Below are 23,237 nucleotides of genomic sequence, written 5' to 3' on the forward strand. Positions count from 1 at the left end.
GTGGAAGGTGACGATGACCGCCGCTTCGTTGATCGCAAGGACGGAAGAGAGCGGCGTCTTCGACCCCGTCGCCGCGTCCTCCGAGAAGAAACGCTCTTGCCACTTCACGACGTCTAGGAGGTCAATCCATGCTTTGCAGCAAGATATTCAAGTGAAGCTTTCGATCGCTCTAGCGCTACTGTGAATGCCTCGATCGTCGTGGCGCAGCCGTGAAGATCCTGTCAAATAACGCCTCCCGGTATGCGGCGGCCTTAGCTAACCCCATGCCGCCACACCGCAGGACTGCGCATCCAAGAGTATTTCTCTTGGCGGGTCAGTTCCTTCGTAGGCCTGACGCGACCCTTGCTGCCCTACGGATTGCTTCAGGCTGCGGCTCGCCGGCCGGCACGACCCAACTGCCGCCGACGCAGAGGACTTGGCCGACGGCCAACCAGTCCGGTGCCGTCGCTTCGGTGATTCCACCCGTCGGGCAAAAACAGACCTTTCCGAACGGGCCGGTGAGGGCCTTCAGCGCCTTGACGCCCCCGGCGGCCTCGGCAGGAAAGAACTTGAACCGGTCGAGCCCGTGATCGAGGCCGCGCATGATGTCGGCGGCATTGGCGATCCCTGGCAGGAAGGGAATGCCGCGGTCTAGCGCGGCTTTCGTCAGCGGATCGGTGAGACCGGGGCTGACGATGAACTGCGCGCCCGCCTCCATCGCCGCATCGAGATCCCGCTCGTTGAGTACAGTGCCTGCGCCGACCACAGCACCCTCGACCTGTGCCATGATGCGGATCACCTCGAGGGCAGCGGGGGTCCGCAGGGTGACCTCCAGCGCCGTCAGGCCGCCATTGACGAGGGCCCTGGCGATCGGCTCAGCATGGGCGGCCTCTTCGATCACGAGGACGGGAATCACGGGAACGGAGCGCATCAGCGCGTCGATGGTCGTCATTGAGAACCGTCCTTGGCGAAGGGTGGAGTGTTCGGTCGGTCGTGGAAGCGTCATGCGGAGAGCCAATGCGCCCTCCCCGGACCGGACAGCTTTGGCTAGAGTCCGGCGGCGCTGAGCATCGCCGAAGCGCCCTGCTCGGCGCCATCCGCCCCATGGCGCATGAAGGCAAAAAGCTCCCGCCCGGTACCGAAAGCCGGCGGAGGCGCTGTCGCATCTCCCCGCGTCTCCCATTCGGACGGATCGACGAGCGCTTGAAGCGTACCATCCTCGGCGCTCAGGCGAACGATGTCACCGTCGCGAAGCTTTCCCAGTGGGCCGCCTCCGAGGGCCTCCGGGCTCAGATGGATCGCGGCCGGCACCTTGCCAGACGCACCGGACATGCGCCCGTCGGTCACGAGGGCGACGCGGAAGCCACGATCCTGAAGGACACCGAGTTGCGGCGTCAGCTTGTGGAGTTCGGGCATTCCGTTGGCTTTCGGTCCCTGGAACCGCACTACCACCACGACGTCCCGCTCCAGTTCACCCGCCTTGAAGGCGGCCATGACGTCGTCCTGATCGTCGAACACCCGAGCCGGAGCCTCCACCGTCCAGCGCGAAGGGTCGACGGCGCTGGTCTTGAAAGTGGCACGGCCGAGATTGCCCTTCACCAGCCGCATCCCGCCATCCGGCTGGAAGGCGTTGGCGGGGCCGCGCAGGATGCTCTCGTCATGCGAAGCCGCCGGCGCGTCCTCGAACACTAGCTCGTCCTCGATCAGCTTCGGGTCGCGGGCATGGTCGCGCAGGCGCCTGCCGGCCACGGTGAGGATGTCGTCGTGAAGCAGGCCCGCGTCGATGAGGCTGGCGATGACGTAGGACATGCCTCCAGCGGCGTGGAAGTGGTTCACGTCCCCGGAGCCGTTGGGATAGACCTTTGCCACCTGCGGAACGACGGCCGAGAGCCGGTCGAAATCCTCCCAGTCGACGATGATCCCGGCGGCCCTGGCGATTGCCGGCAGGTGGATAGCGTGGTTGGTGGAGCCGCCGGTGGCCAACAGGCCGATGATCGCGTTGACGATGGCTTTCTCGTCGACGCAGCGCCCGAGGGGCCGGTAATCGTTGCCGGAAGCACCGATCTCCGTGAGCCGGTGGACGGCCGCGCGGGTCACCGCCTGGCGCAGCTTCGTACCGGGATTGATGAAAGAGGCGCCGGGCATGTGCAGGCCCATCACGTCCATCATCATCTGGTTGGAATTGGCGGTGCCGTAGAAGGTGCAGGTTCCCGCCCCATGATAAGAGGCGGATTCCGATTCCAGAAGCTCGTCGCGGCCGACCTTGCCTTCGGCATAGAGCTGGCGGATGCGCTGCTTCTCCTTGTTGGCAAGGCCCGAGGGCATCGGCCCGGCCGGGATCAGGATCTGCGGCAGATGCCCGAAGCGCAGGGCGCCGATGAGCAGCCCCGGCACGATCTTGTCGCAGATGCCGAGTAGGGCTGCCCCGTCGAACATGCCGTGACTGAGGCCGACCGCCGTGGAGAGCGCGATGGTGTCGCGTGAGAACAGCGACAGTTCCATGCCGCGCTGCCCCTGGGTTACGCCGTCGCACATGGCGGGGACCCCGCCTGCAACTTGCGCCGTTGCCCCGACCTCGCGGGCAAACAACTTCATCTGCTCAGGGTAGCGGCCATAGGGCTGATGCGCAGAGAGCATGTCGTTATAGGCGGTGACGATGCCGATATTCATGCCCCGGCCGGCCTTGATCGCCGGCTTGTCCTCGCCAGAGGCCGCGAAGCCATGGGCGAGGTTGCCGCAATTGAGCATCGGCCGGTGCACGCCGCCGTCGCGTTCGCGGGCGATCAGGTCGAGATAGGCGCGCCGGCTCGCCTTGGAGCGCGTCACCACGCGCTCAGTGACGGCTGCGACTTCCGGGTGAAGTTCGGTCATGGCAGATCCTTCCCTCGCTGATGCGAAGCCACCTGCTGTCAGGAACGTAGAGGGCTCGTCCCGCAGGCGATAGATCGGTCGCCGCGCGGTACGATCAATGACCGGATCGGCTCAGCACGTTTCAGGCCATCGCGCTTCGAAGCGGGTGATGGTGCGGACGGCGGGACTCGAACCCGCACAGCCTTTCAGCCGCAAGATTTTAAGTCTCGTGCGTCTACCGGTTTCGCCACGTCCGCATTGCGAGATCAGCGGTAACGAGGCGAGGCTCCGAGATCAAGGCGCCCAGCCGTAGAGCCAGTCGTAGCGGCGGCCCATTCCGGTGGGACCGAGCCGGCGCATCACGGTATTACGGGCAAAACCGAGGAGCGCCCCGGCATGATAGGTCCGGCCGTTGCCGCGTGCCGCCGCTTGCACACGCTTGGTACGAGGCACGCGTCGTTTCGCGTAGGCCACCATCGATCCCGCTACGTCATCGGCTCGCAGCGTCACGGCGAGGACGGCTGCGTCCTCAATGGCGAGCGCTGCGCCCTGAGCCAGGAACGGTAGGACGGGATGGGCCGCATCGCCTAGCAGGGCCACCCGCCCCCGCGCCATTGGTCGCGCCGTCGGCCGGTCGACGAGCGACCAGACCAGCCAGGAATCAGGTGCGGTCAGAAGCTCGGCAAGAACAGGGGTCGCGTCCGGAAACTGCGCTCGCAGGACCGCAGTCTCGCCGAGCTGGCCCCAACCCTCGCTGCCGATGCGTTCGGGCACGACCGCCACGATGTTGATGCTCCGTCCACCCTGGATCGGGTAATGCACGACGTGCCGTCGACGCCCGAGCCAAAGACCGGTCTCGTCGCCCTGTAGTTCCGGCGGGGCGGAATCGATCGGTATCGTCGCCCGCCAGGCAGCCTCGCCGCAGGACCGCAAGGGCTTTCCGTCGAAATGGCCTCGCAGCGTGGATCGCACACCGTCGGCGCCAACCACAAGATCGACCGCCAGCGTGTCGGTTTTCGAACCCTGCCCGCTTTCCAGTGTCAGTTCGACGGAGGAGGCCGACTCGGCCAGCCCTCGCACATCCCGCCCCATAAGCAACCGGATTCCCGGCCGGCTACGGACGGCATCGAGAAGGAGCGTCTGCAGATCGGCCCGGTGGATGACATAATAGGGGGCGCCATGGCGACTGCGCAGATCGGCACCGAGTTCGACACCGCCGATCTCGCGACCCGTCCCGAGGGCACGCACCACGACCCTTGGCGGTTCGCTCGCCGCCCTGCGAAGGGCCGCACCGAGGCCCAACCCAATGAGAACGCGGCTCGCATTCGGAGAGAGCTGCAGGCCAGCCCCGACCTCACTGAACCCCGTCCTCCGCTCGACGAGCGTCACTTCATGCCCGGCGGCATCGAGAGCGAGAGCGGCAGTCAGGCCTCCAATGCCCGCGCCGACGATAGCTACAGAAAGGCCAGTCCTGACTGAAGGGATTCGAACGCCATGAGAATCGTCGGACACCTGCGGGTCTCGTCGCTACGAAACGCTACGCGATCAGGCCGCCTTCGCCCCGTGGTCATCCCAGACGGCGGCGGCCGGATCGGCAGTCCCAGCTTTGAGGGTCGCGCGGTAGCGGTAAAGCGTCGAGCAGTACTGGCAGATGATCTCGTCATCGCTCCCCATATCGAGGAACACGTGCGGATGATCGAAGGGCGGCTTGGCGCCGATGCACATGAACTCCTTCGAGCCCACTTCGATGAGGGCGACTCCCAGGTCGTTGTGGAAATGCGGCACCGCCTTGTCAGCCATCGCCCGATCCTGCCTCCGGCCCGCCGAGGTGACCCCGACCGGGCAACATTGCTCCGTCGCAGGCATTCTCTAGCCCCTCGGCGGCGTGAAGCCTAGCGTGGACGATTCCCCAGGCCCAGCAAAAAGCCGGCGGCGGATTGCCTTCACCGAACACGAAACCGGAAAAGCCGTCGCTGCCGGCAAAACCGCCTACAGTCGAGGGTTGGCCTCCAGCGCATGCCGCCGTAGATAGATGGTTCTCATCGCTGCTTTTACGAAACCACGCTTGTCATGACCCAGAACGAACAGGCCGTTGTCGAAGGCGGACGCCGCGCGCCTCGGCCGCCGATTCACGGTCCCGAAGGGTTCGAAGGCATGCGCAAGGCCGGTCGCCTGACGGCAGAAGCCCTCGACGTGCTGATGGAAGCCACGGCGCCGGGTGTGACCACGGAAGCGCTCGACCGCCTCGCCTACGAATTCGCGATGGATAACGGCGCTTACCCGGCCTCGCTACTCTATCGAGGCTACCCGAAATCGATCTGCACATCGATCAACCACGTCGTCTGTCATGGGATCCCCAACGACAAGCCCTTGCGCGAGGGCGATATCGTCAATCTCGACATCTGTTTGATCGTCGACGGATGGCACGGGGATAGCAGCCGCATGGCCTATGTCGGCGAAGTGCCGCGTAAGGCGGCACGCCTGTGCGAGATCACCCACGAATGCCTCATGCGTGGCATTGCGGCGATCAAACCGGGAGGCTCGACTACGGATATCGGCCGCGCGATCCAGGCCTATGCCGAAGCGGAGCGCTGCTCGGTGGTGCGAGATTTCTGCGGGCACGGTCTGGGTCGCACCTATCACGATGCCCCGACCATCCTGCATTATGTCGAGCCGAGCTACGACGTAGCCTTCCAGCCCGGACAATTCTTCACGGTCGAACCCATGATCAATCTCGGTAGGCCGGCGGTGAAGGTTCTCTCGGACGGCTGGACGGCCGTAACCCGAGATCGATCGCTCTCGGCTCAGTTCGAGCACACCGTAGCCGTGACGGAAACCGGGGTCGAAGTGTTCACCTTCTCACCCAAAGGCCTGCATCAGCCAATCAATCCATCTGCCTGAAAGCGAGTGATCCGGAGGCAACACGATGACGCGCCTCCCCGTCGCATCGGCGAGCGAGACCACAGGATCGCTGGAACCGCATTATCTCGGACATCGCGACCGGTTGAGGGCCCGATTCGCCCAAGCCGGCGCCGATGCTCTGCCCGACTATGAGCTGCTCGAACTCGTTCTCTTTCGAGCGATCCCGCGGCGGGACGTAAAGCCCCTGGCAAAGGCTTTGATTCGACGGTTCGGCAGTTTCGCGGAAGTCGTGAGCGCAGAGCCGAACCGCCTCGCGGAGGTGGACGGCGTCAGCCAGGGCGTGATCGCCGATATCAAGCTGATCGAGGCGGCCGGCCATCGCCTCGCTCGGGGTGCCATCGCCGCGCGCCCCTTGCTGTCCTCCTGGGCTGCACTCCTCGAGTATTGCCGCGCGACCATGGCCTTTTCGCCGCGCGAGCAGTTCCGCGTGCTGTTCCTGGACAAACGCAACCACCTCATCGCCGACGAAGTTCAAGGTCGGGGCACCGTCGACCATACTCCGGTCTATCCACGTGAAGTCGCCCGCCGCGCCCTCGAACTCTCGGCCACCGCCATCATCCTTGCCCACAATCACCCATCCGGTGATCCGACACCGTCGGCGGCGGATATCAAGATGACGCGCGAGATTGTTGGAATCCTCGATCCACTGGGAATTATCGTCCACGACCATGTCATTCTCGGACGCGATGGACACGCGAGTCTGAAAGGGTTGAAGCTGATCTGAACGTGCTACTCTGACGTTAGGATTAGGCGGATCGTTTGGCGGACGGCGATCGGGAGACAACGTCGGCCTGATGTAACGTGCACATCGACCCGGTGGCGCGCCTCTTGCGACGATGCCGAGATAAAAGGGGAGGCGCGAATGGCGCTCGCTGCGTTCGACGAGATGAATGGGATACCCGGCGCCGCAATGGGCGATTCCGCGGTACGAGAAGCCTATGACAGTCTGAAATCCTGGCTCGACACGACTCCGCCCGAGCATTTCAATACGCGTCGTAGCCAAGCCGAAATGTTGTTTCGGCGGATCGGCATCACTTTCGCCGTTTACGGTGCAAACGAATCCACTGAGCGACTGATCCCTTTCGACATCATCCCACGGGTTATCACCAAGCCGGAATGGAGCTTCCTGGAGCGCGGGCTGAAACAGCGTGTCACGGCGATCAATGCCTTCCTCAGCGACATCTATGGCGCGCAGGAATGCATCAAAGCCGGGATCATTCCAGCTGATCTGGTCTATCGCAATCCGCACTACCGGATGGAGATGCGGGCCTTCAAAGTCCCGCACGATCTCTATGTGCACATCGCCGGTATCGATATCGTCCGTACCGGCGAGAACGACTTCTTCGTGCTCGAGGACAATGCCCGCACGCCGTCCGGCGTCTCCTACATGCTGGAGAACCGGGAAGTGATGCTGCGGCTCTTCCCCGAATTGTTTTCGCGCCATCGCGTGGCGCCGGTGGAGAATTATCCGGATTCCCTGCTCGCGACCCTACGCAGCCTGGCCCCGCAGACGGCGACCCGAGATCCCTCCGTCGTATTGCTCACCCCCGGTCGCTACAATTCGGCTTTCTACGAACACTCCTTCCTGGCCGACAAGCTTGGCGTCGATTTGGTGGAGGCATCTGACCTCTTCACCAAGGACGACGTCGTCTACATGCGCACCACGGAAGGCCCGCGCCGAGTCGATGTCATCTACCGCCGCCTGGACGATGATTTCCTCGACCCCCTGGTGTTTCGCCCCGATTCGGTTCTCGGTGTGCCCGGCCTCATGAATGCCTATGAGCGCGGGACGGTAACCCTTGCCAACGCGGTCGGCACCGGTATCGCGGACGACAAGGCGGTCTACAGCTACATGCCGGAGATCGTGAAATTCTTCACCGGCGAGGAGCCCATCCTTCACAACGTGCCGACATACCGGTGCCGCGAAAAGGAGGCCTTCTCCTACGTGATGGATAATCTGGCCGATCTCGTCGTGAAGGAAGTCAACGGGTCGGGGGGCTACGGCATGCTGGTCGGTCCGCATGCCACGAAGCGGGAGATCGAAGATTTCGGGCGCAAGCTCCGCCATTCACCGGATGGGTTCATCGCGCAGCCGACGCTTGCACTGTCAACTTGCCCGACATTCGTTGCATCCGGCGTCGCACCGCGCCACGTCGATCTGAGACCGTTCGTGTTATGCGGCTCCGACGAGATCAGGATCGTTCCCGGCGGTCTGACACGTGTTGCCCTCAAGGAAGGGTCGCTCGTCGTCAATTCGAGCCAGGGCGGTGGCACCAAAGACACTTGGGTACTCGACGCCTGACATCACGTTCGAACTCACCTCGCGCGAGAGGTGGATCGTTTTCTCGTCTATCGCCTTAACGGAAACCCATGCTGTCCCGGACCGCCGACAATCTTTACTGGCTCTCGCGCTACGCCGAGCGGGCCGAATTCGTGGCTCGCATCCTCGATGCGGCTCACCGGCTCGCGGCCCTGCCGTCGAGCTACGGCGGTGGCGAGACCAACGAATGGGCGTCGGCACTGGCTTCGGCGGGAGACCCGGAAGTGTTCAAGACGCTTTATGACAGCGTCAACGAAGCGACCGTGTGCAACTTCCTGGCTTTCTCGCCGCACAACCCTTCTTCGATCCGCTCCTGCATCGAGACGGCGCGCGAGAACGCCAGGTCGGTTCGTACGGCGCTGACCACGGAAATGTGGGACGCGATCAACGGTGCTTGGCTCGAACTGCGCAACTACGAAGGTCGTGACCTTACTCGCGATGAGTTCAGCCGTTTCCTCGAATGGGTGAAAGGAGTGTCCCTCGCGTTCGACGGCTCAGCCTATCGTACGATGCTACGGAACGACGCCTATTGGTTCACAAGACTCGGCACCGCCATTGAGCGGGCGGACAATACCGCCCGTATCCTCGATGTGAAGTACCGCATTCTTCTGCCGGCCACTGAGAAAGTCGGTGGAAGCCTCGATTATTTCCAATGGACTACGATCCTGCGAGAGGTTTCGGCTTTCAACGCTTATCATTGGGTTTACCGTGAAAGCGTCAAACCGCTTCTAGTGGCCGACCTGCTCATCCTGAACCGGCAGATGCCGCGCTCCCTGACCAATTGCTACGGAATGCTGGTGGAGCATCTCGATCTCATCGCCGACGCCTATGGCAGGCGTGGGGCTAGTCAGCGGTTGGCGAGCAACACTCTAGCACGCCTTGAAAGCGAGAATATCGACCGGGTCTTCCGGTCGGGGCTACACGAGTTTGTCACCGCTTTCATCGTCGAGAACAATCGCCTCGGCGCGGCCGTCATCGAACAATATCTGGTGTAGGGTTCCGTCGAATCCTGAGCTCTGCAAGAGACGTCCATGCGCATCCGCGTTTTCCATGAGACCAACTACACTTACGAGCAGCCCGCTCGCGGCCTGATCCAACTCCTGCGTCTTCGTCCGCGTGACCATGACGGGCAATACGTCCGCCGCTGGCGGATCGAGCCGTCTGTGGATGGGCGGGTCAGCGAGCGCGAGGACGGCTTCGGTAATGTCACGCACTGGTTCACGGCGGACGAGCCTGCGGATGCCCTGACCATCCGGGTGACCGGCGAAGTCGACACCAACGAGATGCATGGGATAGTCCGCGGCACGGTGGAACGCCTTCCAGACGTTTTCTACCTGCGCGATTCCGATTTGGCGGTGGCCAATACCGAGCTTCAGGCTTTTGCTAAAAGCGTGGTCGACGAAGGGGATTCCTCAGTGCTCCCCTGCCTCCACCGCCTCCTTGCCGCTGTCTTCGACACGGTCGCGTTCGAGCCGGGTCCGGCCAGCGCCAGCACCACCGCTGCGCAATCCTTCGCCGCCGGAAAGGGCGTATGCCAGGATCTCGCCCATATTTTCATCGCGGCCGCGCGACATCTCGAGATTCCTGCTCGCTACGTCTCGGGCTATTTCTTCCACGCCGAAGGCGGGGAGGACCAGGGAGCGGGGCATGCTTGGGCGGAAGCCCTGGTGCCCGGCCTTGGATGGGTAGGTTTCGACCCTGCAAATGGTATCGCTACGACCGAGGCGCATATCCGTGTCGCCATCGGGCTGGATTATTTGGGTGCGGCCCCGATCAGAGGCAGTCGGATGGGTGGCGGGACTGAAACGCTCGAAGTAAAGCTTCGCGTCGAACAGGTCCAAGCCGCCGTCCAGGTTTAATCTGTCGCATCGTGAGGCATGGCTCGAGATTCTCGGGCCATCGGGGGTATCGGTATCATGACCTATTGCGTCGGGCTCCTCGTCGAGGAAGGACTCGTGATGGTTGCCGATACCCGCACGAATGCGGGACTCGACGACATCTCGACCTATCGCAAGCTGCATCATTTCAACGTGCCGGGCGAACGGGTGATGATGCTGGCCTCGGCTGGCAATCTATCTGTGACGCAGTCGGTACTCAGCATGTTGGCCGAGGGCGTCTCTGGCGATGACGGCGAACCTACACTGAAGATCACCGAAACCACGACGATGTTTCAGGCGGCCCAGCTCATCGGCAAGGCGATCCGCCGTGTGCGTGCCATCGAGAAGGCCGGGTTCGAGGCAGCGAACCTGCGATTCTCCATCTCGCTGCTGTTCGGCGGTCAGATCGGCAATGAGCCGATGCGCCTGTTTCTCATCTACTCGGCCGGAAACTTCATCGAGTGCAGCACCGACGCACCGTTCCTTCAGATTGGTGAGCATAAATACGGCAAGCCCATCCTCGATCGGGCCGTGAAGTTCGAGACGGACCTCTATGACGCCCTGAAGGTGGGCCTCGTTTCCATGGATTCGACGATGCGTTCGAATCTGGGTGTGGGTTTGCCGATCGATATCGCCGTGTGCCGACGCGATGCCCTCGACCTTGAGGTGAGCCATCGGATCGAGGCAGGAGAGTCATATTTCCACGATCTCCGGGAGCGGTGGTCGGCCGCTCTGCGCGCGGCGCACCGGGCTATCCCACGTCCTCCCTACGGGCCTGCCCCGCGCTAGCCCGGACCGTCCCAGGCTTCGCGATAGGCACGCACCGCCCCCTCCGGATCCTTGGCCCTCATGACCCCGCCCATGATCGCAATTCCGGCAAAGCCGGCATTGCGGCAGGCGCGGGTATTCAGCGGGCTGATTCCCCCTAGGGCAAAAACCGGTATCTCACGCCTACGATCAGATTGGAGCGCAGCCGGCCCGAGTGCGGGCCCGTATCCCGGCTTGCTTTGCGTCTCGAAAATTGGGCTAAGGGTCGCATAGTCCACGCCCAGCTCGGCGGCCCTGTCGATCTCGGCTGGAGAATGGGCCGAGATGCCAATCAGGCATACGGATGGAAGTTGTTGCTTTGCCGAAAGGATATCCTCTCGCTTGGCGCCACCACTGAGATGAACACCGTCTGCTCCGATCGCACAGGCGAGCGCCGCGTCTCCACCTACAATGAAAGCGGCACCCATCCTGCGCACCGGGATGATCAGGTCTTCGGCAAGGGATTGGCGAGAGGCCGCGTCGAGATCGCGGTCCCTGAACCAGATCCAGCGGACACCGCCGGCAAGGGCCGCCTCGACCCTTTCAACCAACGGGATGTCACTCCCCGTCTGGTCCGTTACGACGAGTAGACCTGATGGTTTCGGCGTCACGAGCCCACGAGACCGAGCTGCGGGCTCGACGGATCGGCGCGGCCTCGCTTAGGGATTCGGCCAGCAAGATGGGCGAGGCGACCGGCCTCGACCGCATGACGCATGGCGCGAGCCATGCGAACCGGATCGTCCGCTTTGGCCACAGCGGTATTGAGAAGACAGCCCGCCGCGCCGAGCTCCATGGCGACCACAGCATCGGAAGCGGTGCCGATTCCGGCATCGACAATGACCGGCACACTGGCCCGCCGACAGATCAGTTCGAGATTAGCGGGGTTGGCGACCCCCATACCAGAGCCAATCAGGGAGCCCATCGGCATCACCGCCGCGCAGCCAATATCAGCAAGCCGCTGACATACGACGGGGTCGTCATTGCAATAGGGCAGGACGACGAACCCATCATCGACGAGATGGCGACAAGCGGCCAGCAATTCGGACACGTCCGGGTAGAGCGTTTCCCGGTCACCGATGACTTCGACCTTTATCCAGTTCGTATCGAGGGCTTCACGGGCGAGATCGGCGGTCATAATCGCATCGCGAGCAGTCTCGCAGCCGGCAGTATTGGGCAGGAAACGATAGCCCTTCAGGCGCCGCACAGTATCCGAACCGTGGCCTTGCAGCGAGACGCGGCGAATCGAGGCGGTGACGACCTCTGCACCGGATGCTTCGATCGCATCGACCATGATGCTCTGCGTTGGATAACCAGCAGTGCCGATGAAAAGGCGGGAGCTCAAGGCCACGCCGGCGATGACCAATGCATCGTCCGCAGTAGTTTCGATCGTACGTCCGTTCATGATGATTGTCCTCCGGCTATCCGCCCTGCATGGCACGCACGATCTCGACCTTGTCGCCTTCCGTGATGGCGGTCGTCTCCCAATCCCGCCGGCGAATGACCGTGCCGTTCACCGCGATGGCAATGCCCTGCGGGCTCTCAATTCCGGTCTGCTCCGCCTCGAGCCGGAAGAGCGCCGACACATCCCCGGCCTCGATCTCGCGAGGCTGTCCGTTGATGCTGATCTTCATGCGAAGGCCCTCCTCTCGCGCTGCACAGATCGGTGGAATCGAGCGAGACCGAAACTGCTTGCGATATCGGGCAACGCGCCGGTGGTAACGAGCTCGGCCACGCAATCGGCCGTGGCTGGAGCGAGAAGATAGCCGTTGCGGTGATGCCCGGTGGCGACCACGAGGCCAGGAGCCAGAGTATCGATGATCGGCGCATCGTCATCGGAGGTTGGCCGAAAACCACTCCAGACCGCCTCAACCTCCATCTCCTCGATGCCGGGTAGAACCCGACGCGCTCCCTCTAACAACGCATAAAGACCACCGGCGGTGACGCCGGGGACGAAGCCGCAATCCTCGACCGTAGCGCCTATGATGAGATGGCCATCTGCCTTCGGGGCCATATGGACCTGCTCGGTCCAGACCATGTGCGAGAGATTGCCGGTCCGTGTTGTAGTCTTCAGCGCCAGAGATTGACCCCGCAAGGGTCTCACCGGCAAAGCGAGTTCACCGGTAAGAAGGCTGGCGTCGCCACTCCAGGCACCGGTTGCAAGGATCAGGGTTGCCGCCGAGATATGCCCGCGAGACGTGGCAGCACCGCAGACCCGGTCGCCTACCCAATCGAGCGCCTCCACTGCGCAGTGCTCGACGATGGTGACACCGGCGGCCTCAACTGCGCGGGTGAGCCCGGCCATCACGAGACGTGGATCGACCTGATGGTCGTCAGGGCAGAACAGACCAGCCGTCACGGAGGGGCATAGGGTAGGCTCCAAAGCACGAACCTCCGACCCCGGCAACCAGCGGGCGGAAAGTCCGGACCGGATCTGCAGGTCGTGCCGAAATCGAAGGCGGTCGACCTCATCGCGACCGATGGCTACGACGAGAGTCCCCTCCTCCCGGTAGTCGATGCCGATACCCGAGGCGGCCTGGAGTTCGTCGCGAAAGCCCGGCCAGCGTGCCAGGCTCTCAAGCGCCAGAGGCAGTAGAGGATCCGAACCCGGCTCATGCTCCGCAGCCGGTGCCAGCATCCCCGTTGCGGCGAGGCTCGCGCCGACGCCGACGGTGTCGCGCTCGATAACCGTGACGCTCAGCCTGGCTTGAGCCAGACGCCACGCACAAGAGAGACCGATCAATCCGGCGCCCACAACGACGACATCGCTTCGGGTTGGCAACGCGTTGCTATCAATGACGATACCCGTCGCTCTGCGGGAACCGATGGTCGGGTTAGCTGAGACGTCCAAAAACAACCTCCGCGATGCTTCGCAAAGATTGGTGTCCTTCAGCTCCGATCCGAAGCGTGCCGAGCTCCCTTCGAGAGAAACCCGCGGTCCAATCCCTACGCCGGTATGAGCCGGTTCAGGTTCAAAGGATTTCCGCGCCGCCCGGGCTCATGGCCCAAGCTCATCGGTTTCTCAGCCCCTTGACGGGGATCTCCCTGGAACGCCCATAATGTGGGTAACGATCGCGCCTCGGTCAATCCCCAGGGGCGCCTCAGGATACAAGAACCCGTGTCAGACGGGCACAGGTGTTCTCCCTGGCCGATAGACGCCCATTGGTTCGGCGAATCCATCGAGGTCGTGTTCGCCGAGAGCTTCCGACTCATCCCAGAGGAAATCGACGAACGGTTTCGACATGAGAAGCGGCTCTCCAAGCGTCTTGTTCAGGCGCGCGAGGCGGCTTGCAAGGTTCACATCGCGGCCGATGACGGTGAAGTCGAGCCGGGCGCCCGATCCGACATTTCCATAGGCCGCCTCGCCATGGTGGAGGGCGATACCCGCAACGACGGGTTGAGCGAACCGACCAATGGCATTTGCCTCGTCGAGTGCGGCTAGGGCAGTTCGCGCTGCGATGAGTGCGCCTTTAGCGGCTCCGCCAAGGTCGTCGCCGCGTTCGCGGAAGATCGCCAGCAGCCCATCGCCGAGGTATTTCAACACTTCGCCACCTTCGCGCTCGACGGCCGGCACAAGGCAATCGAAGAAGATATTGAGGAGGTCCACAGCCTCCTCTGGTGTCATATTTGCCGAAATCTGGGTGTAGTCACGCATATCTGCAAAAAAAATCGCAGATCGAATACGCTTGACTTGCCCCCGGCGGATATCACCGGAGAGAATAGCTCGGTGAGGCTCGTCACCGACATAAATTCGTAGAACCTGATCCAGCGTCTTGTTGACGATCCGCATCTCCATCACTGCCGCCAGCGTGGGCATGACGAAACGGAGGATCGCGATGTCTTCGTCTCGAAAGCCGCCGACCGCGCGAGTTGCGAAGGTGATGCCGTTACGCGTGCCATTGGTAAAGAACAACGGCGCAACGATATAGTGAGTGTAACCTTCGGCCTTGAGTTCGGGAATGATCGAGTACCGTAGATCCTTCGTGTCATTCAGATCGACGATGAGCCATTCACCGGTCTCGTGGACGGTGAAGAACGGACTATCTCGATAGGCACGGTCGGATGCATCGCCGTGCGGGAACAAGCGGACCGTCGAGCCAGTCTCGCGCGTCCAAAAACGACCCACGCCTGAATACTCGGAGTGCAACGTGTCGATGGCGGTCGATGCGCGATCGACAGGGACACCGAGAGCGATCAACCGCTCAGACATCCCGGCCAGAAGATCATCCGCCTGCGGCAGACGAGCCCCCTCGCTCAAAAGCCAATCCCTGAGGGCGACACTCTCCTGCAGCGACCCGAACGGTACGTCATTCGCCTCCGACCCGTCTGCATCGGCAGTCGGCGGAGGATGGGGCGGACTAAGATCGAGCATGATGCCAAAGTGGGTCGGAGTGGGCGGGGCGACAACAGGTGCCGTCAAGTTCGTCACGAGTTCCCACGAAAATGTCGTCCTATTGGTGCCACGGTAATATGGAATTGGCCATCACCGGCCGATCGTGACGCCAATTTTCTATCTCTACCATCGGATCAGCCCATGCCTTTCGCACATCGCGTTGTCGCCCTCGTGATCGCCATGACGTGTACCGGGGTGGCAAAGGCCGAGCCTGTATCGCTTCCGGCCGCGAACACGCCATCCCGCGCGCAGGCTGCACCAGGCGACGAGGCTCATGCTCGGACAACATCGAGCTTCTCCGAATCGAACGAAACCAGCAGCCGGCGCCAGGCAACCTTCAATGAACGGATCGCCCGGCGCGGTGAACGGGCTATCGCGTCCTTGTGCAATGGCTGTGGAACGGACGCATCTCGGCAAAAGCCCAGGGCCACCAATCCCGTAAATCCTATGGCGGGAGCCATCATGCCGGATGCAGAAAGTATCTATTCGCGCAAGCGCGGCTTCGACCCATCGCGTGCGGCAAGCTATTGACGCGTAGGTGGCTAAGGCCGACGAGCCGTCGCGTCCCTTATTTACGGGTCATAGGCCCTGAACGAGAATGGCGCACCGAGGGATGCGCCATTCTAGATTCTGAAAGATGATCGTCGCCTGAAACGCGGAACGATCCGACCTCAGTTGTCCAAGAAGCTTCGCAACTTCCTGGAGCGGCTCGGGTGCTTCAGCTTCCGCAGCGCCTTGGCTTCGATCTGACGGATACGCTCACGCGTGACAGAGAATTGCTGACCGACCTCTTCGAGGGTGTGGTCGGTATTCATACCGATGCCGAAGCGCATGCGCAGCACACGCTCCTCGCGCGGCGTCAGCGAGGCCAGCACGCGAGTGGTAGTCTCGCGCAGGTTCGACTGGATCGCCGCATCGATCGGCAGAACGACGTTCTTGTCCTCAATGAAATCGCCGAGATGCGAATCCTCCTCGTCGCCGATAGGCGTTTCGAGGGAGATCGGCTCCTTGGCGATCTTCAGGACTTTCCGGACTTTCTCCAAAGGCATGGCCAGCTTCTCGGCCAGCTCCTCGGGAGTCGGTTCGCGGCCAATCTCGTGCAGCATCTGGCGCGAGGTCCGGACAATCTTGTTGATCGTCTCGATCATGTGCACCGGAATGCGGATGGTGCGCGCCTGATCGGCGATGGAGCGGGTGATCGCCTGCCTGATCCACCACGTGGCATAGGTCGAGAACTTGTAGCCGCGGCGATACTCGAACTTATCGACGGCCTTCATCAGGCCGATATTGCCCTCCTGGATCAGGTCCAGGAACTGCAGGCCGCGGTTGGTGTATTTCTTAGCGATGGAAATCACGAGACGGAGGTTGGCCTCGATCATCTCCTTCTTGGCCTGACGGGCTTCGCGCTCGCCCTTCTGAACCATGTTGACGATCTTGCGGTATTCGCCGATCTCCAAGCCGGTCTCCGACGCGAGCGTAAGGATCTGCTCACGCAGATCGGCAACCTGCTTGGCGCCCTTCTCGACAAGGTTCTTCCAGCCCTTGCCACCGAGCTTGCCGACACGCTCCATCCAATTCGGATCGAGCTCCCAGCCCTGGTAGTGGCGTAGGAACTCGTCGCGGGCGACGCCGTGGCTCTCGGCATAACGCATGAGGCGACCCTCATGGCTGATGAGGCGCTTGTTGATGTCGTAAAGCTGCTCGACGAGCGCTTCGATGCGGTTCGAGTTGAGTGACAGCGACTTCACGTCGGCGACGACGGTATCCTTGAGGTCGGACTGCTTTTGACTCTGAGCGGAGGTCTGCGTTCCGCCACCCGCCTTCAGATCGGCATGCTCGTTCTGGAGCTTGCGCAGCTTCTTATAGTTGTTGGCGATATTGTCGAACGTCTCGAGAACGCGCGGCTTGATCTCAGCTTCCATCGCCGCGAGCGAAACGTTGTTCTCCATGTCGTCTTCGTCGTCGCCGCCCTCAGAGGGGATCGGCGCCTCGGCCTCGGCCTCGTCCGCATCCTCGCCCTCGGTGAGCTGGGGAGCGTTCTTCGCGTCCGGCCCGGCATAGGTCGCCTCTAGGTCGATGATGTCGCGCAGCAGCACGCGTCCGTCGACGAGCTCATCGCGCCAGATGATGATGGCCTGGAAGGTAAGCGGACTCTCGCAGAGGCCCGCGATCATCGCCTCGCGGCCGGCCTCGATGCGCTTCGCAATGGCGATTTCGCCCTCACGGGAGAGTAGCTCCACCGAGCCCATCTCGCGCAGGTACATGCGAACCGGATCGTCGGTACGATCGGTTGGTTCCTTCGCCGTCGTCTCGCGAACGGCGAGCGGCTTAGTCGGGGCGATCTCGGCGACTTCCGTGCCTTCGGCGGCGTCATCGTCGTCGGACGCTTCACCGTTGGCAGGCTTGTCGCCCCCAGCATCCTCGGTCTCTTCGGCCTCGACGACGTTGATGCCCATCTCGGACAGCTGCGACAGCACGTCCTCGAGCTGATCCGGATCGGACTGCCCCTCAGGCAGCACCTCGTTGATCTCCTCATAGGTGATGTAGCCGCGCTTCTTAGCGAGCTTCACCATCCGCTTTACTGAGGCATCGGTCAGATCGAGGAGCGGTCCGTCGGTCTGTTGCTCAGGAGCAGCATCCGCATCGTCCCGTTCCGTTGCCTTCGTCGCCATGTTCCGCCTATTGTTGCCCTGGTCGCGTTGAGCGGGAGCGTTCGGCTCACTCCGCGTCGTCCACGCCACCATTCTGTGATGTGCGGCGCGCACGAGGCGACCGCGTCGATATCTCATATTTCGGTGTACAAGCACGACGCTTGACCGATTGTTAACCATGCGCCGCAAGCGGCACTCTAAATTCTGTTTCGTCGTGGTTACGCGGCCGCCGTATCGTCTGATTCTGGCACGTCGGCGTCTGCCTCTGCCCCTGCGACTACGGCCATACGTTCCTTGACGTCGCAAAGCCAAGCGAAGTTGGCCTCGGATTCATCCTCGACCAGTGCGCGCTCGGCAGAGCGAAGCTCGCTATTTAGCGCGCCAGACTTCCGGTGCAAGATCACGGCCTGACGCAATGCGTCTTCCAGCCGCATCCGGTCTGCATGCGGATCGAGCGTCCAGCGGTCACCAGGCCGGACATGGGAGGCGAGCCGTATCGCTGCCTCGCCGAGCCCAGCCCTGCGCAAACGAGTTTCCAGAACCTCCACATCGGGCTGATCGGCGTCTGCGGCCTGGTCCAGCAGCAGGGACCGCAGCGCCTGTGCGTCGGGATCGTCGAGTTCCAGCGCTGCCAGATCCTCGGCTTCTATCCCCAACAATTCCGGGTGAGCCAGCAAGCTCGAGACGATCATAGCCTCACGATCGCGAAACATTGCCGTCCCGCCGGAATTAGTCGATCCAGCGAAGAGCGGGTTGAACTTCGTAGTGATTCGCGGCGATGGCGGCGGATCACCAGGTCGCGGTTTGCGCTGAAACGTCGATACACCACCGTTCCGGGGCTCATAACCGGTCCGACGCTGGCCACCGCTACTAGCGGGTGAGAGGCCACGAAGGCGCCCCTCTATCTCATCCTTATAGAACCGTCTCACTGTCTCGTCGCGGATCGAAGCGACCATCTCGCGAAGCCCTTTGGCGAGACCAGCCTTGCGTTCGGGCGTATCCGCTGGCGTGGATTCCGTAGCGCGCGACCATAGAACGTCGACAAGGGGGCGGGCGCCTTCGAGAACGCGATCGATGGCCGAAGCGCCGGCCGAGCGGAGCAGGTCATCGGGGTCCTGCCCCTCCGGCAGAAGCGCGAAGCGCAGCGACTTTCCAGGCGTCAATCCCGGCAGGGCCACATCGAGTGCCTTGAACGCCGCGCGCTGGCCGGCGCCGTCACCGTCGAAACACAGGATCGGCTCGTCGGCATGGCGCCAGAGCAGCGCCAGCTGTTCCTCCGTCAAGGCCGTGCCGAGGCCGGCGACAGCGTTCGGGTGTCCGGCCATGGTCATGGCGATAACGTCGACATAGCCTTCCACCGCGATGATCGTCCCGCGATCATGGGCCGCTTTGCGGGCGCCGTGCAGGTTGTAGAGCACCTGCCCCTTGTGGAAGAGCGGGGTCTCCGGCGAATTCATGTACTTCGCCTTGGCGTCGGCCTGCATCGCCCGGCCCCCGAAGGCGATGACCCGGCCCCGGCTGTCGGTGATGGGAAACATCACCCGGTCGCGGAACTTGTCGAAGGGGACGGCGATGTCGTCGCCGCTGACGAGCAGGCCCAGTTCGGCCATCAGCTCCTTGTCCACGTCCTTCGCGGCCAGATGATCGCGCAGGCCGTAGCGCTCCGACGTGGCGTAGCCGAGCCGGAAACGCGAGCGGATCTCGGGGCCGAGTTCGCGCCGGTCGAGATAGGCGCGGGCGCCGGTACCGAGGCGGCCCTTGAGCTGGTCCTCGTAATAGGCGGCCGCCAGTTCCATGACCTCGAAAGCGCCGGTGCGCTTGGTTTCCATCTCCCGCGTGTCGGCGCTGGGCGCGGGCAGGGTCACCCCCGCCTCCCCGGCCAGGCGCTCCACCGCCTCGGGAAAGCTGAGGCCCTCGGTCTCCATCAGGAACGTGAAGACGTCGCCGTGCTTACCGCTCGAAAAACAGTGGTAGAACTGCTTCTGGTCGTTCACATAGAAGGACGGCGTCTTCTCCGAGTTGAAGGGCGATAGGCCGCGCCACTCGCGGCCCGCCTTCTTCAGCCGCACCCGCCGCCCGACCACGTCGGAGGCGGGAAGCCGCGCTCTGATCTCTTCGAGGATGTGGGGTGGGTAACGCACTGGGGCACCGAACCTTCGCAGAGGTTCATTCTAGCCCAGTGCGTTTAAAGAGTCCCGAACGCTTCGACGCGCGCTCTCCCCCTGAAACCCAATCAGTCAGGATTTGGCGTTCAGCACGTCCTTCACCAGACCGCTAGCCTTGCCGAAATCCATCCGGCCCGCGAAATTTCCTTTCAACACGGCAATGACCTTGCCCATGTCCTTAGGACCAGCCGCACCGGTTTCCGCGACAGCCGCCTCGATCGCAGCTCTCGTCTCGGCCTCATCCATCTGTTGGGGCAGATAACCCGCGATAATCGCAGCCTCGGCCCGCTCATTCTCAGCGAGTTCGGGGCGGCCACCCTGATCATAGACGCCAGCGGATTCGTTGCGCTGTTTGATCATTTTCTGCAGTAGCGCGAGAATTTCTTCCTCTGTGGCTGGCTCTTTGCCGAGACCGCGGGCCTCGATGTCTTTGTCCTTCAAAGCGGCTTGAATCATCCGCACAGTGGCGAGCTTGGCCTTGTCGCCGGCCTTCATGGCCTCTTTCATGTCGCTGGTAAGGCGGGCGCGCAGCATGGTGGTCTCCTGAAAGTAGTCCCGATAACGGGAATGGTGTGCGAATTGCGAGATTCTGCGAATCGAAGTGGTTGAGCCGGTCGAACGCCGAGGCCACATTGACCCCATCACGGCCCGCTCGTTATGAGCGCCGCACAATGCGCCACCAGCGCGCGCCGTCGCACCGGCGTCGATGGGTCGGCTGGACATAAGCGAGATCGCGACGATGCTGCAAGACGAAGGCGCCCAAGCGCAATCATCCTCCACGCCCGCACCCTGGGCCGAGCCGCTCGCGACAGCCCTGCTCGTGCTGTCCGACGGCACCATCCTCGAAGGATTCGGCATCGGCCAGACCGGGGCGTCCGACGGCGAGGTCTGCTTCAACACCGCAATGACCGGCTACCAGGAGATCCTGACCGACCCCTCTTATGCCGGTCAGATCGTCACCTTCACCTTTCCGCATATCGGCAATACCGGCACCAACGACGAAGACCTGGAGAGCCTCGACGCGGCCCCCGCCTCCGGCGTCCGCGGCGCGGTCATCGCCTCGGCCGTCACCAACCCGTCGAGCTGGCGCTCGTCGAGCCATCTCGACGCCTGGCTGAAGGCGCGCGGCATCGTCGGCATCACCGGGATCGACACGCGGGCGCTCACAGCCCTCATCCGCGACCACGGCATGCCCAACGCCGTCATCGCCAACGATCCGGAGGGGCGGTTCGACCGCGAGGCACTGAAGGCGCGCGCCGCCGCCCTCGCCCCGATGGAGGGTCTCGACCTCGTTCCGCCGGTCACGAGCCGCGAGACTTCCGATTGGTCGCAGACGACCTGGGCGGTGAAGAGCGGCTACGGCAGCCGCCAGATCGGCGAGGGCCTCAAGGTCGTGGCCATCGATTACGGGGTGAAGCGCAACATCCTGCGCCTGCTCGCCGAGGCCGGCTGCGACGTCACCGTCGTGCCCGCCACCACCTCCGCCGCCGCGATCATGGCGATGAAGCCCGACGGTGTCTTCCTGTCGAACGGTCCAGGCGATCCGGCCGCCACCGGCGAATACGCCGTTCCGGTGATCCGCGAGCTTCTGGACGAGAAGGTTCCGACCTTCGGCATCTGCCTTGGACACCAGCTCATGGGCCTGGCGCTCGGCGGGCGCACCGTGAAGATGGCTCAGGGCCATCACGGGGCAAACCACCCGGTGAAGGACAAGACCACGGGGAAGGTCGAGATCGTCTCAATGAACCACGGCTTCGCCGTCGATCCGGCCAGCCTGCCCGAGACGGCGGTGGAGACGCATATCTCGCTGTTCGACGGCTCGAATTGCGGCCTCACCCTCACCGACCGCCCGGCCTTCTCGGTACAGCACCACCCGGAAGCCTCGCCGGGCCCGCGCGACAGCCACTACCTGTTCGAGCGGTTCGTGGCGCTAATGCGCAGCGGCAAGGCCGAGACGGCTCCCACCGGCGCCGCGTAGGGCCGTTTCGTTCGCCGCGTCAGGCGCTTTCGCACCCATCCCTTGAGTTCCGGCGGATCGCCGCCGGGGCATTCGCGAAATGGTTCCCTCGTTGTCACAAAAAACCCGGCTTTGACCGGTACTCCCCGAAGCCAACGACGATCGGCACGGTGACGCCGCCGCGACGATCGTCCTGCTGCCTTGAGCACGGGGTTTTCCACATGACGTTCGACGACGCGCGCGATGATTTCTCGCGCCTGCATCGGGTCTTCACGTTCCATCTCGGCGTGGCCGTCGCTCTCGCCTGGATGACCGCCCTGTATTCGGCCTGCTACGCCCCCTGGGTCCGCAACATCCGCGCGCTCATCGACCCGGCCGGCGGCACCCAGACCATCGAGAGCACCTGGTCCTTCCTGTTCGTCCTGCCCGTCGTCCTCACGATCGCTTGGCTCAGCCTGTTCTTCGGCCGCGAGATCCTGCGCCGCTCGCAGACCCTGCCCAACGTCGCCCTCGAATTCGCCGCGGCCGCCGCCGTGGCCTTCGGCGTGTTCTATCTCTCCATCGATCGCGCGGTGGCCGCCCTCTATATCGGCCTCTGATCGTACCGCGCGGGCAGTCGGAGGCGGCTTGGCGCCGCCTCCTCTTCTTACGTCACTGAACCTGTGCGAGCAGGGGCTCGAACCGCTTGGCGGCGAGCTTGTTGTGCGTCACCGCCTTCGCCGCTTCGAGGTTCTCTGGCTTATCGCCGACCACTACCACGGCGATCATGCCCATGAGGTAATGCGGCGAGCACTTGATGCCGTAGACCCCGGGCTTGTCGAACTTGACGACCTCCTCCTTGCCCAGGACGGTCTTGAAGGTTTCTGCTCCCTCGGGCGCCATGCCCTTGATCAGTTCGGCATTGTGCCCCTTGTCCTGGGGGACGAACTTGATGCTGTCGCCCGGCGCTAACTTCACGAAGGCAGGGTCGAAGACCATCAGACCACCCGGCCCGCTGTTGAGGGTCTTCACGGCGATCTCGGCGGCGAAAGCGGCTGGGCCGGAGGCGATGCACAGGGCCAGCGTGCCTACGAGCGTTCCTAGCTTTATCATTCTTATCCTCGAATTAGTCTTGTTCGAGATCGACAACGCGTCGATCATCTCAATTACACAGCTCTGTCGAGGGCGCAATATTTTGCATATTCTTAGATTTATAGTTATTATAGTTTAATTATTCTTGGCGGCGAACGAGCGGTCATCCAGGGCGGGCACAATCGTCGCCAAGCCTCTCGACGCTCTTCCAAAACCCTCCCGCCGCGTGTAGACGCGAACCCTAACGA

General features: G+C 63.0%; 22 protein-coding genes, 1 tRNA gene and 1 riboswitch. Of the genes, 9 read left to right on the forward strand and 14 right to left on the reverse strand.

The features are described from left to right. Positions 1 to 313 precede the first annotated feature (313 nt). The 5 genes from eda to ACYQOP_RS26290 all read right to left on the reverse strand — a co-directional run bounded on the left by eda (position 314) and on the right by ACYQOP_RS26290 (position 4,629). The gene (eda, locus tag ACYQOP_RS26270; RefSeq protein ID WP_461225085.1) at positions 314 to 931 is read right to left on the reverse strand and encodes a bifunctional 4-hydroxy-2-oxoglutarate aldolase/2-dehydro-3-deoxy-phosphogluconate aldolase; all 618 of its coding nucleotides are present in this window, start codon (positions 929 to 931) and stop codon (positions 314 to 316) included. A gap of 95 nt (positions 932 to 1,026) precedes the next feature. Beyond that, positions 1,027 to 2,850, reverse strand: a complete 1,824-nt coding sequence (edd, locus tag ACYQOP_RS26275) for a phosphogluconate dehydratase (protein ID WP_461225087.1) — start codon at positions 2,848 to 2,850, stop codon at positions 1,027 to 1,029. Between the two features lie 149 nt (positions 2,851 to 2,999). After that, positions 3,000 to 3,086: transfer RNA gene (locus ACYQOP_RS26280), tRNA-Leu, on the reverse strand. Positions 3,087 to 3,123: 37 nt separating this feature from the next. Then, positions 3,124 to 4,314, reverse strand: coding sequence for an FAD-dependent oxidoreductase (locus ACYQOP_RS26285; protein ID WP_207412821.1), 1,191 nt, complete (start codon positions 4,312 to 4,314; stop codon positions 3,124 to 3,126). Between the two features lie 60 nt (positions 4,315 to 4,374). Then, entirely contained in the window at positions 4,375 to 4,629 is a 255-nt protein-coding gene (locus ACYQOP_RS26290) for a zinc-finger domain-containing protein (protein WP_056431078.1), read from the reverse strand. A 270-nt stretch (positions 4,630 to 4,899) separates the two neighbouring features. Here ACYQOP_RS26290 and map point away from each other — a divergent pair, with 270 nt between their 5' ends. The 6 genes from map (at position 4,900) to ACYQOP_RS26320 (ending at position 10,737) form a co-directional block, all read left to right on the forward strand. Further along, a complete protein-coding gene (map, locus tag ACYQOP_RS26295) occupies positions 4,900 to 5,730 on the forward strand; it encodes a type I methionyl aminopeptidase (protein ID WP_056431081.1) in 831 nt (276 codons plus the stop codon). A gap of 25 nt (positions 5,731 to 5,755) precedes the next feature. Next, entirely contained in the window at positions 5,756 to 6,475 is a 720-nt protein-coding gene (gene radC, locus ACYQOP_RS26300) for a RadC family protein (protein WP_056431084.1), read from the forward strand. A 138-nt stretch (positions 6,476 to 6,613) separates the two neighbouring features. Next, positions 6,614 to 8,053 (forward strand): circularly permuted type 2 ATP-grasp protein, encoded by a 1,440-nt coding sequence (locus ACYQOP_RS26305; protein ID WP_056431086.1) that lies wholly within the window; start codon positions 6,614 to 6,616, stop codon positions 8,051 to 8,053. A gap of 68 nt (positions 8,054 to 8,121) precedes the next feature. Beyond that, on the forward strand, positions 8,122 to 9,066 hold the full coding sequence (locus ACYQOP_RS26310) for an alpha-E domain-containing protein (RefSeq protein ID WP_056431088.1): 945 nt from the start codon (positions 8,122 to 8,124) through the stop codon (positions 9,064 to 9,066). A 36-nt stretch (positions 9,067 to 9,102) separates the two neighbouring features. Continuing rightward, positions 9,103 to 9,930 carry a transglutaminase family protein gene (locus tag ACYQOP_RS26315; RefSeq protein WP_056431091.1) on the forward strand — a complete coding sequence of 276 codons (828 nt, stop codon included), beginning with the start codon at positions 9,103 to 9,105 and terminating at the stop codon, positions 9,928 to 9,930. 57 nt (positions 9,931 to 9,987) lie between these two features. Next, entirely contained in the window at positions 9,988 to 10,737 is a 750-nt protein-coding gene (locus tag ACYQOP_RS26320; protein ID WP_056431094.1) for a hypothetical protein, read from the forward strand. On the opposite strand, the gene ACYQOP_RS26325 is transcribed toward ACYQOP_RS26320, so the two are convergent. The 5 genes from ACYQOP_RS26325 to ACYQOP_RS26345 form a co-directional block, all read right to left on the reverse strand. After that, positions 10,734 to 11,366 carry a thiamine phosphate synthase gene (locus tag ACYQOP_RS26325; RefSeq protein ID WP_461225092.1) on the reverse strand — a complete coding sequence of 211 codons (633 nt, stop codon included), beginning with the start codon at positions 11,364 to 11,366 and terminating at the stop codon, positions 10,734 to 10,736. The two genes, ACYQOP_RS26320 and ACYQOP_RS26325, sit on opposite strands and share 4 nt — an antisense overlap. Next, positions 11,363 to 12,157: a thiazole synthase gene (gene thiG / locus ACYQOP_RS26330; protein WP_461225094.1), complete on the reverse strand. Its 795-nt coding sequence runs from the start codon at positions 12,155 to 12,157 to the stop codon at positions 11,363 to 11,365. Before thiG ends, ACYQOP_RS26325 begins: the two co-directional genes overlap by 4 nt. A gap of 16 nt (positions 12,158 to 12,173) precedes the next feature. Beyond that, positions 12,174 to 12,386 carry a sulfur carrier protein ThiS gene (thiS, locus tag ACYQOP_RS26335; protein WP_461225096.1) on the reverse strand — a complete coding sequence of 71 codons (213 nt, stop codon included), beginning with the start codon at positions 12,384 to 12,386 and terminating at the stop codon, positions 12,174 to 12,176. Then, positions 12,383 to 13,609, reverse strand: a complete 1,227-nt coding sequence (thiO, locus tag ACYQOP_RS26340) for a glycine oxidase ThiO (RefSeq protein ID WP_461225098.1) — start codon at positions 13,607 to 13,609, stop codon at positions 12,383 to 12,385. The genes thiS and thiO overlap by 4 nt, the downstream gene beginning before the upstream one ends. Positions 13,610 to 13,677: 68 nt before the next feature. Beyond that, positions 13,678 to 13,808: riboswitch (TPP riboswitch) on the reverse strand. A gap of 65 nt (positions 13,809 to 13,873) precedes the next feature. Further along, on the reverse strand, positions 13,874 to 15,124 hold the full coding sequence (locus ACYQOP_RS26345; protein WP_056431106.1) for an adenylate/guanylate cyclase domain-containing protein: 1,251 nt from the start codon (positions 15,122 to 15,124) through the stop codon (positions 13,874 to 13,876). A 201-nt stretch (positions 15,125 to 15,325) separates the two neighbouring features. Here ACYQOP_RS26345 and ACYQOP_RS26350 point away from each other — a divergent pair, with 201 nt between their 5' ends. Then, on the forward strand, positions 15,326 to 15,676 hold the full coding sequence (locus ACYQOP_RS26350; RefSeq protein WP_461225507.1) for a hypothetical protein: 351 nt from the start codon (positions 15,326 to 15,328) through the stop codon (positions 15,674 to 15,676). A gap of 140 nt (positions 15,677 to 15,816) precedes the next feature. Here the strand turns inward: ACYQOP_RS26350 and rpoD are convergent, their stop codons facing one another. The 3 genes from rpoD to ACYQOP_RS26365 form a co-directional block, all read right to left on the reverse strand. Next, on the reverse strand, positions 15,817 to 17,817 hold the full coding sequence (gene rpoD, locus ACYQOP_RS26355; protein ID WP_056431109.1) for an RNA polymerase sigma factor RpoD: 2,001 nt from the start codon (positions 17,815 to 17,817) through the stop codon (positions 15,817 to 15,819). Between the two features lie 197 nt (positions 17,818 to 18,014). Further along, positions 18,015 to 19,937, reverse strand: coding sequence for a DNA primase (gene dnaG, locus ACYQOP_RS26360; RefSeq protein WP_082469951.1), 1,923 nt, complete (start codon positions 19,935 to 19,937; stop codon positions 18,015 to 18,017). A 96-nt stretch (positions 19,938 to 20,033) separates the two neighbouring features. Then, positions 20,034 to 20,495: a GatB/YqeY domain-containing protein gene (locus ACYQOP_RS26365; protein ID WP_056431113.1), complete on the reverse strand. Its 462-nt coding sequence runs from the start codon at positions 20,493 to 20,495 to the stop codon at positions 20,034 to 20,036. A 205-nt stretch (positions 20,496 to 20,700) separates the two neighbouring features. Between ACYQOP_RS26365 and carA the strand changes: the two genes are divergently transcribed. Beyond that, the gene (gene carA / locus ACYQOP_RS26370) at positions 20,701 to 21,939 is read left to right on the forward strand and encodes a glutamine-hydrolyzing carbamoyl-phosphate synthase small subunit (protein WP_207411618.1); all 1,239 of its coding nucleotides are present in this window, start codon (positions 20,701 to 20,703) and stop codon (positions 21,937 to 21,939) included. A 200-nt stretch (positions 21,940 to 22,139) separates the two neighbouring features. Next, positions 22,140 to 22,517 (forward strand): hypothetical protein, encoded by a 378-nt coding sequence (locus ACYQOP_RS26375; protein WP_056431120.1) that lies wholly within the window; start codon positions 22,140 to 22,142, stop codon positions 22,515 to 22,517. A gap of 52 nt (positions 22,518 to 22,569) precedes the next feature. Here ACYQOP_RS26375 and ACYQOP_RS26380 read toward each other — a convergent pair whose 3' ends face one another. Continuing rightward, positions 22,570 to 23,010, reverse strand: a complete 441-nt coding sequence (locus ACYQOP_RS26380; RefSeq protein WP_207411616.1) for a pseudoazurin — start codon at positions 23,008 to 23,010, stop codon at positions 22,570 to 22,572. Between the last annotated feature and the right edge of the window lie 227 nt (positions 23,011 to 23,237).

The organism is Methylobacterium sp. CM6247, assembly GCF_054817925.1.

Bases quoted from the DNA above. Each gene is read 5' to 3' on its own strand.
- eda (WP_461225085.1), bottom strand. From the start codon at position 931: ATGACGACCATCGACGCGCTGATGCGCTCCGTTCCCGTGATTCCCGTC.
- edd (WP_461225087.1), bottom strand. From the start codon at position 2,850: ATGACCGAACTTCACCCGGAAGTCGCAGCCGTCACTGAGCGCGTGGTG.
- ACYQOP_RS26290 (WP_056431078.1), bottom strand. From the start codon at position 4,629: ATGGCTGACAAGGCGGTGCCGCATTTCCACAACGACCTGGGAGTCGCC.
- map (WP_056431081.1), top strand. From the start codon at position 4,900: ATGACCCAGAACGAACAGGCCGTTGTCGAAGGCGGACGCCGCGCGCCT.
- radC (WP_056431084.1), top strand. From the start codon at position 5,756: ATGACGCGCCTCCCCGTCGCATCGGCGAGCGAGACCACAGGATCGCTG.
- ACYQOP_RS26305 (WP_056431086.1), top strand. From the start codon at position 6,614: ATGGCGCTCGCTGCGTTCGACGAGATGAATGGGATACCCGGCGCCGCA.
- ACYQOP_RS26310 (WP_056431088.1), top strand. From the start codon at position 8,122: ATGCTGTCCCGGACCGCCGACAATCTTTACTGGCTCTCGCGCTACGCC.
- ACYQOP_RS26315 (WP_056431091.1), top strand. From the start codon at position 9,103: ATGCGCATCCGCGTTTTCCATGAGACCAACTACACTTACGAGCAGCCC.
- ACYQOP_RS26320 (WP_056431094.1), top strand. From the start codon at position 9,988: ATGACCTATTGCGTCGGGCTCCTCGTCGAGGAAGGACTCGTGATGGTT.
- thiG (WP_461225094.1), bottom strand. From the start codon at position 12,157: ATGAACGGACGTACGATCGAAACTACTGCGGACGATGCATTGGTCATC.
- thiS (WP_461225096.1), bottom strand. From the start codon at position 12,386: ATGAAGATCAGCATCAACGGACAGCCTCGCGAGATCGAGGCCGGGGAT.
- ACYQOP_RS26345 (WP_056431106.1), bottom strand. From the start codon at position 15,124: ATGCTCGATCTTAGTCCGCCCCATCCTCCGCCGACTGCCGATGCAGAC.
- ACYQOP_RS26350 (WP_461225507.1), top strand. From the start codon at position 15,326: ATGACGTGTACCGGGGTGGCAAAGGCCGAGCCTGTATCGCTTCCGGCC.
- rpoD (WP_056431109.1), bottom strand. From the start codon at position 17,817: ATGGCGACGAAGGCAACGGAACGGGACGATGCGGATGCTGCTCCTGAG.
- ACYQOP_RS26365 (WP_056431113.1), bottom strand. From the start codon at position 20,495: ATGCTGCGCGCCCGCCTTACCAGCGACATGAAAGAGGCCATGAAGGCC.
- carA (WP_207411618.1), top strand. From the start codon at position 20,701: ATGCTGCAAGACGAAGGCGCCCAAGCGCAATCATCCTCCACGCCCGCA.
- ACYQOP_RS26375 (WP_056431120.1), top strand. From the start codon at position 22,140: ATGACGTTCGACGACGCGCGCGATGATTTCTCGCGCCTGCATCGGGTC.
- ACYQOP_RS26380 (WP_207411616.1), bottom strand. From the start codon at position 23,010: ATGATAAAGCTAGGAACGCTCGTAGGCACGCTGGCCCTGTGCATCGCC.